At 56.9% G+C, this 14,920-nt stretch carries 14 protein-coding genes; 10 read left to right on the top strand and 4 right to left on the bottom strand.

Features of this window, described 5'->3' with window-relative positions:
- Positions 1-23 precede the first annotated feature (23 nt).
- Complete coding sequence (locus C8D99_RS06540; RefSeq protein WP_133957325.1) at positions 24-1,409, bottom strand: amidase; 1,386 nt, start codon at positions 1,407-1,409, stop codon at positions 24-26.
- Between the two features lie 197 nt (positions 1,410-1,606).
- Between C8D99_RS06540 and C8D99_RS06535 the strand changes: the two genes are divergently transcribed.
- From C8D99_RS06535 to C8D99_RS06505, 7 genes are all read left to right on the top strand, one after another.
- Positions 1,607-2,173, top strand: a complete 567-nt coding sequence (locus tag C8D99_RS06535; RefSeq protein ID WP_208321109.1) for a GNAT family N-acetyltransferase — start codon at positions 1,607-1,609, stop codon at positions 2,171-2,173.
- An 8-nt stretch (positions 2,174-2,181) separates the two neighbouring features.
- Complete coding sequence (locus tag C8D99_RS06530; RefSeq protein WP_133957324.1) at positions 2,182-2,916, top strand: MBL fold metallo-hydrolase; 735 nt, start codon at positions 2,182-2,184, stop codon at positions 2,914-2,916.
- A gap of 409 nt (positions 2,917-3,325) precedes the next feature.
- On the top strand, positions 3,326-4,954 hold the full coding sequence (locus C8D99_RS06525) for a C69 family dipeptidase (protein WP_208321108.1): 1,629 nt from the start codon (positions 3,326-3,328) through the stop codon (positions 4,952-4,954).
- A 203-nt stretch (positions 4,955-5,157) separates the two neighbouring features.
- Positions 5,158-5,574, top strand: coding sequence for a hypothetical protein (locus C8D99_RS06520; RefSeq protein ID WP_133957322.1), 417 nt, complete (start codon positions 5,158-5,160; stop codon positions 5,572-5,574).
- An 81-nt stretch (positions 5,575-5,655) separates the two neighbouring features.
- Positions 5,656-6,546, top strand: a complete 891-nt coding sequence (locus C8D99_RS06515; RefSeq protein WP_133957321.1) for a YitT family protein — start codon at positions 5,656-5,658, stop codon at positions 6,544-6,546.
- 288 nt (positions 6,547-6,834) lie between these two features.
- Entirely contained in the window at positions 6,835-7,956 is a 1,122-nt protein-coding gene (locus C8D99_RS06510; protein ID WP_133957320.1) for a DUF642 domain-containing protein, read from the top strand.
- A gap of 85 nt (positions 7,957-8,041) precedes the next feature.
- Positions 8,042-8,746: a carbonic anhydrase family protein gene (locus C8D99_RS06505; RefSeq protein ID WP_133957319.1), complete on the top strand. Its 705-nt coding sequence runs from the start codon at positions 8,042-8,044 to the stop codon at positions 8,744-8,746.
- 15 nt (positions 8,747-8,761) lie between these two features.
- Here the strand turns inward: C8D99_RS06505 and C8D99_RS15665 are convergent, their stop codons facing one another.
- The 3 genes from C8D99_RS15665 to relB form a co-directional block, all read right to left on the bottom strand.
- The gene (locus C8D99_RS15665) at positions 8,762-8,887 is read right to left on the bottom strand and encodes a hypothetical protein (protein WP_274542669.1); all 126 of its coding nucleotides are present in this window, start codon (positions 8,885-8,887) and stop codon (positions 8,762-8,764) included.
- Between the two features lie 463 nt (positions 8,888-9,350).
- Entirely contained in the window at positions 9,351-9,623 is a 273-nt protein-coding gene (locus C8D99_RS06500; RefSeq protein WP_133957318.1) for a type II toxin-antitoxin system RelE family toxin, read from the bottom strand.
- Positions 9,620-9,841, bottom strand: a complete 222-nt coding sequence (gene relB / locus C8D99_RS06495) for a type II toxin-antitoxin system RelB family antitoxin (RefSeq protein WP_133957317.1) — start codon at positions 9,839-9,841, stop codon at positions 9,620-9,622. Before relB ends, C8D99_RS06500 begins: the two co-directional genes overlap by 4 nt.
- Before the next feature lie 677 nt (positions 9,842-10,518).
- Between relB and C8D99_RS06490 the strand changes: the two genes are divergently transcribed.
- The 3 genes from C8D99_RS06490 (at position 10,519) to C8D99_RS06480 (ending at position 14,897) form a co-directional block, all read left to right on the top strand.
- Positions 10,519-11,667 carry an ImmA/IrrE family metallo-endopeptidase gene (locus C8D99_RS06490; RefSeq protein ID WP_133957316.1) on the top strand — a complete coding sequence of 383 codons (1,149 nt, stop codon included), beginning with the start codon at positions 10,519-10,521 and terminating at the stop codon, positions 11,665-11,667.
- Complete coding sequence (locus tag C8D99_RS06485) at positions 11,664-12,158, top strand: DUF4411 family protein (protein ID WP_133957315.1); 495 nt, start codon at positions 11,664-11,666, stop codon at positions 12,156-12,158. The genes C8D99_RS06490 and C8D99_RS06485 overlap by 4 nt, the downstream gene beginning before the upstream one ends.
- A gap of 69 nt (positions 12,159-12,227) precedes the next feature.
- A complete protein-coding gene (locus C8D99_RS06480) occupies positions 12,228-14,897 on the top strand; it encodes a type I restriction endonuclease subunit R (RefSeq protein WP_133957314.1) in 2,670 nt (889 codons plus the stop codon).
- Positions 14,898-14,920 lie beyond the last annotated feature (23 nt).

Below are 14,920 nucleotides of genomic sequence, written 5' to 3'. Positions count from 1 at the left end.
ACAGAGGCGAGTTTAGCCGGAAATCACCTCTCCCGGGAAAGATCGGGCGGCGGGAATGCCCCGAGCTCCCGTTCCACCCATGCGGCGGCGGCCAGAGACACGTCTTCCCTCCAGGGACGGGCCGCGATCTGCACCCCGATTGGGAGGTCCGACGATGACGTCCCGGCACGAACCACCGTGACGGGCCAGCCGGTGAGATTGTAGGCCATGGTGTAGCTGAACGCCCGAAGATCGTCCCGTACCGCACCATGGGGCAGGGCCGGCAGAGCGTTCACGGGAGAAAGAATCACGTCCCGGTTCTCCAGAAACGAAAGCATGGAACTGCGGAAGCCGTACCATCTCATGACCAGTGCGTCGAAAGCGGCACTTTCCATGGGAGACCCAAGTCCGAGCCACGGAATGGAGTGCCGTTCCGTACCCGACTCCCGCAGCAGCCTCCGTATGGAGGCCCCTCCGTCGGCGGACAGCAGCCCCATCATGATCTCGTACGAGTCTTCGATACCCTCCGGCCGGACCTCCTCGACCAGGGCGCCGGCGTCCTCCAGCGCTTTCGCTGCCGCGTGCACCGCCAAAACGGTTTCCTCCGAAGCAGGAAGAACTCCATTGTCGGTGTGAAAAGCGACTCTCATCGTGCGGATATCCACGTTCTTCGACTCGCCGAGAGGCATGGGGACAATGGAAGGATCGATCCAGTCGGGACCGGCTATCAGGGGAAGAATGTATTCAAGGTCCTCCACGTGCTTCGCCACGGGGCCGACCTGCTGGAAAGAGTCCAGCACGCCGCCGAAGGGAAGGATATGTCCCGTTCTCGGAACCCGGCCCGACGTCGGCTTGATGGACGTGATTCCGCAGCAGTGGGCGGGATACCGCAGGCTCCCGCCGTAATCGCTGCCCACGTCGAAGGGGGAACATCCGGAAGCCACGATCGCGGCGGCGCCTCCGCTGCTGCCGCCCGGCGAACACTCCGGGTCATAGGGGTTGTTCGTCCGCCCGTACACCAGGTTGTCGGTTTCGTACATCAGGGTAAACTCGGGCGTATTGGTTTTTCCCAGAAGGATCGCCCCGTTCTTTTTGAGACGGGACAGGACCGTGGCATCCTTCCCGGGAACGAAGTCCTTCCGCCCAAGGGTTCCGCCTGCGGAAACTACGCCCGCGGAATCGAAGGAATCCTTCAGCGTCATGGGGACACCATGCAGGGGGCCGAAGCATTCACCCCTTGCCAGCGCACGGTCCGCCCGTGCCGCCTCCGACAGTGCCGAGTCGGCGCAGACCTGGACAACGGCATTCAGTTTCGGGTTCACCTCGCTGATCCGGCGCACAAACGCTTCCGTCACTTCCACCGACGATATTTCCCCGGCCCGGATCGCCTGAGCCAACTCCCGAACGGACATTTCCGGAATTTCCTTCATGCTGTCTCCTTTCGAAAAAACAGTATTTCTTTTGCAGTGTGCACCATGCTTTCACCTTGTTTATTTTCGTTCGGCACAACAGCCGTATAGTATCATGTTTTCGTGGAGTGCTGAACGGGCATACGGAGGCTCCCGCAGGCGTGTTATTGACCCGGAAAGCATGTACAATAAAAACAGGTGCAGCATTGAGTAAAATCATGATGAAGAAAAAACGTCCTGCCATGGCATGTTCAAAAAACTATACAACGGGAGATATGGATATGCCGCTGCTGATTCGGGAAGTTCCGACTGAAGATGCTCCTCTGGATTTGCTGCTGCTTGCCGATCCCTCGGAGGCGAAAGTCCGCTCGTATCTCGCACAATCACGGTGTTTCGCCGCGTCAGAGAATGGGACTGTTGTTGGCGCATGTGCCGTTCAACCCCTTGATTCCGGCGGGCAGGAGCTTATGTGCATCGCTGTGCATCCTGACCGTCAGAAAACCGGTATCGGCACGGCGCTTCTGAAGTGGGTCGTCGATTTCTACCGGAAGTCCGGAGCCGGCCGATTGGAGGTAGGCACCGGGACATTCGGCTACCAGCTCGCTTTCTACCAGAGGCAGGGATTCCGGGTCACAGCCATTGACCGGGACTTTTTCATACATAACTACCCTGAGCCGATCTTTGAGGATGGCATTCAGCTTTTTGACATGCTGCGCCTCTCCCTCGATTTTGGCGGCGAAAGCCATAAGCCGAGCCGTGCTCAAAAAATTCCTTTCCGGAGTTGAGAATTGAAATGATTGCATATACCGTCCTGACGATCACGAAAGATCTCGGTTTCACGAAATCAATCATCCATCCTGCCGCCATAAGGGACGAAAGCGGCATCATCCTCTTTGACGCAGGCTACCCGGACCAGGCGGACGACATAGAGCAGGCTCTGGCGGAGATGGGTGGTACCGTGGCGGACATTACCGCAATCGTCCTCTCCCACCATGACCACGACCACATCGGCTCGCTGGCGGAACTCAAGAGGAGAAACCCGAAGATCAGGGTACTCTCGAGCGAGAAGGAAGCGGACTACATTTCGGGAAAGAAACAATCGCTGAGGCTGCTCCAGGCCCTGGAGTACAACAAATCCCTCTCAGGAGAAGAAAAGGAATTCGGCGAGCGGTTCGCCCGCTACCTGGAGACGGTGGAACACTGCCCGGTCGATGATGTCGTACAGGACATGGACTATATCTGCGGCGGCGTGAAGGTCATTGAGACCCCCGGTCATACTCCGGGGCACATCTCCCTTCTTCTTGAAGATGAAAAGCTCCTGCTGGCCGGTGACGCGCTGGCCATCGAGGACGGAAGGCTCGCCAAAGCCAATCCGAAGTTCACTCTTGATAAAAAGGAAGCCCTCAGATCCGTGAAAAAGATAAAGAATCTGCACCTCGAGCGGATTTCCTGCTACCACGGAAATATGTACACGGGCCCTGTCGAAAAAGAGCTGGCCCGCATCCTGGTGGAAGAACGGGACCTTTAGCGGAGACCTCGACCCGTTACCCTCCGTCGAAAATCAGCCCGACGATCATTTGAGCTCCCAGTCTTTGCTCTCCTCCCCATAGGAAATGAAATCTCCTCGCCCGGCCGTCTCCAGGTACTGCGAAAGGAGGGGCCGGGCGCTCTCGTCCCCGATCCGGTCCGCACCGGCAGGCAAATGAACTGTGACATCGCCGTCCGGCTCATCTTTCCGAACCGCCTGATCAGCCTGTTTCTCCTCCGGATGCCCGAACCGTCATCCTCGCAATTTCACCACCTCCGACAAGGATACCGCTATCGCAGCATTCATCTCTCCTTTCCCCCCCCTGTCCCGTTCCAGGGGTGACATTATCACTGTCTTGTAACAGAAAATAAAAAAATCTTGACAAGATGTAAAAGTAAAACTAGTATGTTTGAAGGAAAAACTTCAAAAGGCGAATGCTTATGAAATTTTGGCTTCTCGCATGTGCTGGCGGCTTCTTTCGGAATCTTCCGGCGAAAGGAGGGAGAGCGACCAGGATTTTTCTCATCGGGACCAGGAAGCAGAGCAAAGAAAAAGCTGTTCCTGGGAGGTTTTAAAGACCGAATCGAAGAAAACAGGAGGCGTGAAAATGAAAAGAATATCGATTACATTAGCGCTGCTTTTGATTGTATCTCTGATTCCTGCAATGTCCGAAGGCTGCACTACGATTCTTGTCGGGAAAAGAGCTACGGCAGACGGCTCTGTTCTTCATGGGCACAATGAAGACATGGGCTTTACGGCAGTGGGGCGGCTTTGGTCTGTACCGGCAGCCTCCCACGAACAGGGTAAAAAAATCCAGGTCCCTTATGTGGCGCTGGATCTTCCTGCCTCCACACTCCGCTACTGGGCATCGGGAAATGCCTACGGTTCGTCCGGGCTTGGCATTGCGTCCGAGACGCGGCCCTATGATTCCGTTCTCGTAGGCATGAACGAATTGGGTGTCACCATGAGCTGCAACTGGATGTATTCAAAAGAGGACAACCTTCCCGGCGAAGGGGTGCGGCGCTACGCCATGCGCCAGCTAATACTGGAGCGGGCAAAAACTGCCCGGGATGCAGTGAAGCTGGTGGGGGATCTCATCGACGCCTACGGACAGGCGGACTGGGGAGGGCTTACCTATTGTCTTGCTGATCCCGGGGAAGCATGGATAGTAGAAACGACTTCCAAAAACTGGGTTGCCCGGAGAGTGAAAGACGACGAAGTTCTCGTTGTGGCGAACCGTTTCACCATCGGGGAAGAATTTGATAGTGCGAGTGCAGCGCTAATTTCTACCGCTGTGGAAAAGGGATGGCACGATCCTTCCGCCGGAAAATTCAATTTCCGCAAGGCCTATGGCGATCCGGCAAGAATGTCCTCCCCCTACGACATAGACAGGGAAAACAGGGCGTATGACCTGTTGGGAGATAAAATCGGCGCCCTTCTTCCTGAGGACCTTATGGCAGTCCTTTCCGACACTTACGAGGGAACTTCCAAATACCATAAACCCATCAATCATATGGAGCCCTGGGAAGATGTGACAGATAAACTCCTCATTCCCCGGGCGATTCGTACAAGCCTGTGCCAGTCATCGACCGTTGCCCATCTTCGCGGCTATTTGCCGGTGGAAGTGGGAAGCGTCATGTGGTATACCATGAACGTGCCCGGATATTCCGGCTATTTCCCCGTCTACGCAGGGGCTTCCTCCATTCCGGAAGAATTCCAGAATGTGAACAGCGCCTACGGCCAAAATTCGGCGTGGTGGACGACCCGCATGCTCCAAAAAGTGACCGATCTTGACCATGACCTCCTCTTCAGCATTTTGAAAGGATTCTGGGAAGCGAACCGGACCGGAATCAGGGTTAGCGCGGCGGGAATGGAAAATCGGGCGCTGGAACTTCTGAACAAGGGCGCTGAGGAGAAAAAGGAAGGCATGAAGCTGATAGACCGCTTCACCTTTTCGCAAGCCAGGAACGTGCTGCACAACACCCATGTATTCCTGAGAAAATTTCAGGACAAAACCGGAAACGCCCCGGTATTTTAAAACCTGACGAAGACAGGGCCGCCTCGTGCTGCTGCGGGGCGGCCTCTGTTTTATCTCCCGACATACATCCCGATTGCAGGGTATAATCTGGATCAGCCGGCTGCCTTCCCGACACGTCGTACCCTGGTGGAGGGAGGCTTGTCGAAAGAGACCATCTTGCTGAAATTCCAGCCCTTGGTCGGGCAGCTGAAGAGGTTGTTGTCATGACTATGGAGACAATTCTCCGCACCCTGGCATTGTGTCTCGCCCTTGCCGGGGCGGAGACGCTGCACGGAATCGCCCGGACCGTCTTCCTGGTCCCCCGGATCGGAAAGACCCGTGCCCTGAAGCTCAGCATCCTTTCCGGCACGGCCATCGCTTTCGCCCTGTGCTGGATACTCGTTCCCGGCATCGGGCTGTCCACCCTTTCCGGCCACCTCGCCCTTGGTTTTGTGCTGGCTGCTTTCATGGCCGGCTTCGACCTGGCGCTGGGCATGCTGCTGCTGAAACGCCCTTTTCGGAAGGCACTCGACGATTTCAACCCCGCCACGGGGAATCTCCTCGTGTTCGGGCTGGCGGCGCTGTTCATCATTCCTGCGTTCGTCGCCGGTCTCCGGGGCCTGATGCAGCTTCTGCTGTGAGATCTCCGGCCCCCTTGAAAAGACCTGAAGCCCTTCGCGGGCTTCTTTTTGACCGGGGCTGCATGACGAAAGGAAGAGACCATGGAACGCTTTAACTTCCGCAAGATTTTCCGGCAGTTCGGCGAGCTGATCCGGGCTGAATGGGGGACGTTCTGGTACGCCACGCTGGGAGCCGTCCTGATGAATTTTTCCATTGTGGCCCTCGTCGTGCCCTACCGTTTCGCCGGTGCGGGACTCTCGGGAATAGCACTGCTTACGCGCTATGTTTTCGACATTTCTCCCGCATGGGTGATCGCTATCGGAAACCTGCTGCTCCTTTCCTGGGGGTGGCGGGTGCTCTCCCCGCGCTTTGTCCTGTGGACACTCTATGTCTCGCTGCTCTCATCGGGGGCGGTAGCCTTCTTCGAACTCTTCACCTATCCCGTGCTGGCCAACACCTTTCTCGCCGCGCTGCTCGCTGGGGTATGCAGCGGCATCGGCATGGGGCTAGTCTTCCGCGTCGGCGGCTCGACAGGGGGAACCGACGTTATCGTCGTGGCCGCGAAGAAACGCTGGGGTGTCGATGTGGGCATGTTTTCCTTCTACATCAATACGGCTATCCTGTTTCTCTCCTGGTTCGCCGTCGACCTTGAGCAGCTGCTGATGGGCGGGGTGCTGCTCTACGTCGAGAGCGTCACCATCGACAGCGTGCTGAAGTCCTTTGACCGGAGAAAGCAGGTGACCGTCATCACCTCAAGGGTGGAGGACGTGAAGCGCTTTATTGTGGAGGAGATGGGGAAGGGCGCTACAATCATCCGCGGCGAGGGAGCCTATACCGGCGCGGAGCGCCCGATGATCATGGTGGTGCTGAACCGCCGCCAGGCCATGGAGCTGAAAGTATTCACCGTCTCTCGTGACCCGAACGCGTTCATCATCATGGCCGACGTCGCGGAGGTGGTTGGGGAAGGGTTCAAGCACTGGAAAAACCTGTAGTCGGGCAATGCGGAATACCCAGACGGGGCGATCCGGTGTACCGGGCCGCCCCGTCTGTGCTGCATGGACACGGCCCGCTTTGTTCCCGGATCAGGCATCATCCCGCCGAAATTTCCCAAAACCCCTTTATTGAATGATCTGCCTCTTCACAGTACAATATATGTCGAGAATATTTGGAAATATCTCCGGCGGTCGCTTTCGGGCTTGTAGAGCATAAGCATTGCCCGCGGACAGGGCCGTCAGGCCCATGTGAGAGTCGAGTTTCCATCAAAAGGAGGGTGAAACGAAATGAGCTGCCTTTCCGGTCGCACAACGGGAAGCAAAAAACAACCGCGCTTTTCCGGGACTGTTCTCTTCCTTGCACTGCTGGCTGCCGCGATCTTTCTCCTTTCTCCCGTCCCCGTCGAAGCCGTGGCCGATCCGGAAATCATCCAGTGGAGGGCCTACCAGAATGCCGATTTTCTGAACTCTCTTTTCCTGGGCGTTCTGGGACGGGGGCCTTCCCCGGATGAATTCAACTTTTACATCATACGGGACTTGAGCCGCAACATGGGACGGGGTGAAGCCTTCTGGTCTCTGGTGGGCTCCCAGGAATACACCAACCGTTTCGGCTCGCCCCAGGGACCCTACCAGGTCCTCTGGAAGCACCGGCAGATAGACACTGACAGAGGCCTGCAGTGGTGCCGATGCTATTTTTTCACCAAGGATCCGGCCCTGTCGGGCGGTACTCCGGCGGTCATGCAATACCTCGGTGTCCGCACCCCCTGGGAGAGCTACAGCTTCTCTGTGGCAAGGGCGGTCACCCGCATGTACGCCCATTATGACCGGGAAGTGTGCCCCCATTATGATTGCGGATGGGGCGCCGGAGACTCCGCCATATTCGATCCTCCTGACAGAAACTCCTCCGGCGGCGGAGGGGGTGGAAGAAACTACGCCAGAGATCCTCACTTCGCTCAATTTACAAGCGGAAACGCCTGGGGCACCGGACAATACTCCAATTTCGGGATCTGGTGGAACTCCCGGAACGCCGATTCCCGGGCCACGGTCGTCAACCTGGGGGAAAACCGGCCCCCCAACTCCTCGGCCTCAACTGCCCTTTATCTGCTCAACAACTCCGGAAGGACCCCCCATGTCTTTGGTACCACCAGCCAGAGGATCACCGTCCGGAAGGGGGCACGATACACGGTCAGCTTCTGGGCGGCGGCACGGAACCTTGCGTCCCGCGGTGCTGTCAACATCGCCGTGGACCCCCAGTGGAACATCCGCCCCATCTCCATGGATGCAGGTTCCTATGGATGGACCTTCTTTTCCGGAACCTTTACCGCGCCCGATAATTTTGTCGACCTGAGGATCATATTCGAAGACCGGGGCGAGGTCTGGATCACCGAAATGACGCTGACGGACTCTTAGTCCAAAGAGCATTTTCCCCGTTCCGGCGAGGCAGGCCTGTCGAGGGGCTGTATCTGCGGACTGACAAACTCACAAGGAGGAAAACATGAAGGTAAACAGAAGAAAAATACTATGGCTTGCCATCGCGGTTCTTTTTGCAGTGACCGGAGCGGCCCACGCCGCCGGCGGCGCCGCTCTGACCAGAGAGGCACAGGCCTCCATCACTCCCGACACGGCACGGGAGATGCTCAAGCAGGGTAACCAGCGCTTTGTCAGCGGACAGGCCGAAAAGCGGGACTTCCTCGTCCAGGTCAAGCAGACTTCCGGGGGCCAGTTTCCCTTCGCCGCCATTGTGAGTTGTCTCGATTCCCGGGTTCCGCCGGAAATCGTTTTCGACCAGGGTATCGGCGACCTTTTCGTGGCCCGGGTGGCGGGCAATTTCGTCAATGACGACATCCTCGGCAGCCTTGAATACGCGGCCAGGGTCGCCGGCGCCAAGCTGATCGTGATTATGGGGCATACGGAGTGCGGCGCAGTCAAAGGCGCCTGCGACTCGGCGCAGCTTGGCCTGCTCACGGCGACGCTGGCCAATATCAACCCCGCCGTCAATTCCGTGCATGGAAACTATGAGCCCAGGAGTTCAAAGAACACGGAATTCGTCCAGGCCGTTGCGGAAAAGAATGTGGAGCTGACCATGGGGAAGCTTCGGGACAGAAGCGTTGTGCTGCGCGGGATGCTCGACAAGGGTGAAATCGGAATGGTCGGCGCCATGTACGATGTCAGCACCGGGAAAGTTGAATTTTTTAAGTAGCCGCCTGCCGGAGGCTCATTCGAGCTCCCATTCTTTTCGCGCCTCTTCGCAGGAAATGAAATCACCCCGCCCGGCCGTCTCCAGGTACTGTGAAAGGAGAGGCCGGGCGTACTCGTCCTCCATCCGGCCTCGGATCGTCATCCCGAGGCAGGCACCATCGCCGATCGCGAAGCATCCCCGGAGGGGAGGGATCTTGATCTTGCCTTTGCTTGTCATCCTGAGGAGCGCAGCGACGAAGGATCTCGGGTTAGAATCCGGTAAAACCAAAAGCGAGAATCAACACCGAGATCCTTCGGGCGGTGAAGCAGCCCTCAGGATGACAGCTTTGTTTGTTATCCTAAGCGCAGCGGTTTGTCATCCCGAGGCAGGCACCATCGCCGATCGCGGAGCATCCCCGGAGGGGAGGAATCTCAGACCTTGCCTTTGCTTGTCATCCCGAGCGAACGCGAGGGATCTCGGGGTTGAATCCGGCCCAAATCATAAGCGAGATCCCTCGGCCATGGAACCGCCTTCGGGATTCTTATCGAAAATCAAACCGGAGCGGAATCAGGAAGGTGCCAGCAGTGCAGGAATTTCCCCGGAAAAAAACCGGGGAAGCGCAGCGTCATTGTTTATACACAGCATCTCTCCGGTCGAATTCAATAGCCAGGATCAGCACCCGGTCGTCGATGATCTGCACTATCAGCCTCCAGTCACCGATCCTGTAGCGCCATAAACCATGCACGTTCCCCGCAGGAGGGCGGCCGAACCTTCGTGGTTCCGTCGTCCCTTCAAGATGAGTGGTAATGTAGCTGTCCAATAACTCCCGAACGTGTCTATCCAGCTTTTTTATCCGCCGGGAAAGAGCCCGGTCGATTTCCACCCGATAGCCTGTCATTCTAATTCCCAGTCTTTGCGCGCCTCCCCGTAGGGAATGAAATCTCCCCTCTCGGCGACTTCAAGGTACCGCGTAAGGGCGGATCGGTCATACTCGTCCTCAATCCGGTCCAAAGCCGCCTGGCGGACAAACTGAGACACAGTCGTTCCAGTCATTTCCGCATACTGTCTGATCAGCCTGGTGTCTTCCTCAGACATTCGAAGCGTAATAGTCGCCATTTCACCACCTCCATACGATTTACATTGTAAATCAAATCCTGTTATCGTCAAGGGCTTTCACCACATACCCACTTCAAAAAAAGTATTTTATTTGGTGGTTTTATCATATAATCTACACATCAGGTTTGTTCAAATATGTTTAAAAAAGAGGAAAAACATGGCATTTGGCCGCAAGGTGACGATTTTTTTTCTGACGGTGCCCCCTCCGGCATACGGCACGTCGAGATAGCGAACTGGTCAGGACAGGCAATCGCCTGCCCTCGCAGCCGTTTGAACGAACTCAGGGATTGGGTGGAAGCGCAGCGTCCCGGTGTCTATTTTTTCTGGAGAAGCAAACTGCCGAAACGGACGATCGGAACAGTGACAGATTCCCTCCCGAATTTATGTTTCGGCTTTCGAACTGAACTCGAAATCTTGAGGTCACAAAATGTGACCTCAAGATGGGGGGTGGACGCAGATATCTTAACCGAGCGGATCCCCCGGGAGTGACGAACTTAAGAGACTGCGGATTCGGGGGTGGAGCACCCTTTTCAAAGCATCGAAAAGTCTTGCTGAACAGGATGCGCTGTGGTACAACGGGAATCGAATTGTCCTGAAGTCCCTCGTGCGCCGAATGAATGGCGGTATTGTTCGATCGCCCCCCTATCCGCCCAAATTTCTGTCAAGGAGATGAGCGTATGAACACCGTACCCGCATCCATTCCAGTATTGCGCTGGGCAGCGGAACGGGCTCATCTGTCCGATACCGCTTTGGAGAGGTCTTTTCGAAAGTGGGATTTATGGCTCTCTGGAGATGCCCTGCCAACGCTGAAACAGCTGGAAGATTTCGCCAGGCTTACTCATACCCCGATCGGGTATTTTTTTCTGCCAGAACCGCCAGCACTGCAACTCCCGATACCCGATTTCCGGACCCGGCGTGATGAAGCCCTGGCCGAACCGAGCACCGCATTGCTGGATACCCTGTACCTCTGCCAACAACGGCAGGACTGGTATCGCGAGTATGCCCGCATACATGGCTTTGCACGCCTCGAATTTGTCTCCAGTGCATCCGAGGATGTTCAGCCGGAGCAGGTGGCCGACTCGATGCGGGAGGTTCTGGGGCTTTCCGTCGCAGAACGGCGCAGGCTGTCGACGTGGACCGATGCCTTACGTCAACTCATTTCCAGGGCTGAAGACGCCGGAATACTTGTGATGGCCAGTTCTATCGTCGGCAGTAATAGTCACCGCAAACTGGACGCGACCGAATTTCGAGGTTTCGCTCTGGTCGACGACAGAGCCCCGCTGATCTTCATTAACGCCTCCGACAGCAAGGCTGCTCAAATGTTTACGATCGCCCACGAACTGGCCCATATTTGGTCGGGAGAAAGCGGTGTATCCGATCCGGAAGCCGGCAGCGTCCCGAAGCAAGGGCTTGAACGGTGGTGCAACAGAGTGGCCGCCGAACTGCTGATGCCGATGGATGCGCTGAATGAGGCATACGACATTGACGCTCCGGTTGCCGACGAGATACAGCGCCTGGCCCACCTGTTTAAAGTGAGTTCCCTTGTGGCGCTGCGTCGTCTATTCGATGCCGGATTCATCGACCGGGACACTCTTTGGCTGAACTACCGTCAAGAGGTGGAAAGAATATGGGCGCTGGATCGTGGCACCGGCGGCGGTGATTTTTACCGCACCCTGGCCGCACGGACTGGTAAACGCTTCGCCCGTGCCGTCTTCTCCAGCACATTGGAAGGACAAACCCTGTTCCGGGATGCGTTCCGTATGCTGGGAATGCGCAAGACGTCCACTTTTTACGAAGCCGCGCGCGAGCTGGGGGTGATGGTGTGATCTACCTGCTTGACGCGAATGTTTTCATTCAGGCAAAGAACCTTCACTACGGACTTGATTTCTGCCCGGCATTCTGGGAATGGCTGATCGAGAGCAATCACGCCCAGAAGGTATTCAGTATCGACAAGGTTGCCGATGAGATCGCAGCCGGCGCAGACGAACTCACGGACTGGATGCGGAATAACGCTAACAGTATGTTCCTTGCAACCGATACTCGGGTTGTCTCGCAGTTTGGTCAAGTGAGCGGATGGACCATGGAACAAAACTACGAACCTGCGGCGATCAATACATTCTTCCAAGTGGCCGATTTCTACCTGATAGCTCATGCGCTGCCAGGCGGGTATGCGGTGGTAACGCATGAAGTGCCCGCCAACTCTCCTAAACGCATCAAAATACCCAATGTCTGCAGTGGCCTTGGCCTGCGTTTCATGACGCCATACGAAATGCTCCGGCGAGAACAGGCCAGGTTCATTCTGGGGAGCTGTGAATGATTCAATCAGATCATTCTTGACTGCCCGAAAAGCGTTCTCCGCAGCACACAAAGACGAAGGGGTGTGGCAATGACTGAATCCGAGGCCAGGACGCGAAAAGAACGCATCGATGCGCGGCTTCGATCATCCGTCCTCGGCTGGACTCTCATCCGCAGCGACGAAGTCCGCGACTGTTCATCGCTGACCCGTCACGCCGTGGAAGAATACCCCACCGAGACCGGCCCCGCCGACTACGCCCTGTTTGTGGACGGAAAGCTGCTCGGCATCATAGAAGCCAAAAAAGTCTCCCTCGGCGCCGAAAACGTGCTGGAACAGGCCAAGCGATACGCCCGCGGCGTACCGGACACGGTAGGCGAATGGAGGGGGTACAGGGTTCCCTTCCTCTATTCCACCAACGGAGAATCCATCTACCATCTCGACGTGCGCAGAAAAGAAAACGCATCCCGGCTGCTGGCCGATTTCCACTCCCCCAGGGCCCTGCTCGAAAAATACCGCAAAGACACGGAAACCGCCGAACGATGGTTCGCTCAAAGGCCCGTCGCCGAAATATCCCGCCTGCGACCGTACCAGGCAGCCGCCGTCGAAGCCATCGAAAAGGCCCTGTGCGCCGGCAAAAAGAGCATGCTGATCGCCATGGCCACAGGAACCGGCAAAACCTTCACCCTCGTTTCCTCCATCTACCGCCTTCTGAAATCCGGCTACGCCCGGCGGATTCTCTTCCTGGTGGACCGGCGCGCCCTCGCCGCCCAGACCGTTTCCGCCCTCTCCGCCTTTCAAACGCCGGAGGGGCTGAAACTGGACAGGGATTACGAGGTCTACAGCCAGAGATTCCGGCGCGAAGAGCTGGAAGACGGCAGCAGCTTCGACCCCAAGGTGCTGCCCGAAGAGTACCTTACCAACCCCCGGGAAGCCCACACCTTCATCTACGTCTCCACCATCCAGCGAATGGCCGTCAACCTGCTGGGCAAAGACGCCGACGGAGGCTTCGAGTACGACACCGAAGCCGACAGGCTCGACATCCCCATCAACGCCTTCGACGTGATCATCGCCGACGAGTGCCACCGGGGATACTCGGCCAAAGAAACCGGCTGCTGGAAATATGTCCTGGACTACTTCGACGCCGTGAAAATCGGCCTCACCGCCACACCGGCGGCCCATACCCTCGGCCTGTTCAAGAACAAGGTCTATTCCTACAGCACCGAACAGGCCGTCCTCGACGGCTACCTTGTGGACTACGACGCCGTAAAGATCACGTCCGACATCCACATCAACGGCGCATTTCTCAAGGAAGGGGAGATGGTCGGCGAGGTCGACGTGGAAACGGGCTCCGAGCAGCTCGACTCGCTGGAGGACGAACGGGAGTTCAGCGCCGCGGAAATAGAGCAGAAGATCACCGCTCCCGACAGCACCAGGAAAATTCTCACCGCCATCAAAAAATACACCGACCGGCACGAGGCAGAGCATAAACGGTTCCCCAAAATGCTGATCTTCGCCGTCAACGACCTTCCCCATGTCTCCCACGCCGACGAAGTGGTGCGCACCTGCAAGGAAGTGTTCGGCAAGGGCGACGACTTCGTGATGAAAATCACCGGAAGCCCCACCGTCGACCGCCCCCTGCAGAAAATACGCCAGTTCCGCAACCGCCCCGAGCCCAAAATAGTCGTCACTGTGGACATGCTGACCACCGGCGTGGATATCCCCGCCATAGAAATGATCGTTTTCATGCGGATGGTGAAGTCCCGTATCCTCTGGGTGCAGATGCTTGGGCGCGGAACCCGGCTGTGCAGGGAAATCAACAAAGAGAAGTTCACCATCTTCGACTGCTTCGACGGAAGCCTCATCGAATACTTCCGGAATGCCACCGATTTCGACGTCACCCTCCAGAAAGAGACGGTCTCCCTTGCCGAAATCATCGAACGAATCTACGACAACCGCGACCGGGAGTATAATGTCAACCGTCTGATCAAACGGCTGCGGCGCGTCCAGAACACCATGGGCGCCGAAGCCCGGGAAGCCTTCGCCCGCTACATACCCGACGGCGATATGAAAGCCTACGCCGACGGGCTGAAAGAGAATCTCCAGAACGACTTTCCCGGGACCATGGAGCTTCTTCGGAATAAGGAGTTCCAGGACCTGCTCGAAAACTACCCCCGACCGAAAAAGGTCTTCTTCAAGGGGTACGACATCGTGGATACGGTGGACGACGAAGTGATGTTCCGGGTCGGAGACGACTACCAGAAACCCCAGGACTACCTTCGGCTCTTCGAAGAGTTCGTTCGAAAGAACCCCGAGCAGATCGAAGCCATCGAAGTATTGCTCTCCCGCCCTTCGGGCTGGAATGCCGATGTGCTGGACGACCTGCGCGACAAGCTCAGAAAAAGCCATTTCTCCGAGAAAGACCTGCAGCGGGGGCACGAGCTTGTCTACAAAAAGCCTCTTGCGGACATCATCTCCATGGTCAAGCACGCTTCGGACTACCACGTGCCCATCCTCACCGCCCGGGAACGGGTGGAAAAAACGGTGGCGCTATTGGCCGAAAAACACACCTTTACCGAAGAGCAGAAAAACTGGCTCGCCTACATCCGGGAGCACCTCATCGAAAACCTCGCCATATCGCCGGAGGACTTCGAAACCATGCCGGTCTTCGAAAGGCACGGCGGCCTCACCAGGGCGAAGCGGATCTTCGGGGAGGCCTTCGACGCGATACTGAAGGAAATCAACGAATCGCTTGCCGCCTAATACACTATAGAAAAGGGAATGAG

This window comes from Aminivibrio pyruvatiphilus (assembly GCF_004366815.1).
In the GTDB taxonomy this organism is placed as follows: Bacteria; Synergistota; Synergistia; order Synergistales; family Aminobacteriaceae; genus Aminivibrio; species Aminivibrio pyruvatiphilus.
The sequence above is the reverse complement of the archived record's forward strand: the minus strand, read 5'-3'. Positions and strand labels throughout refer to the sequence as shown.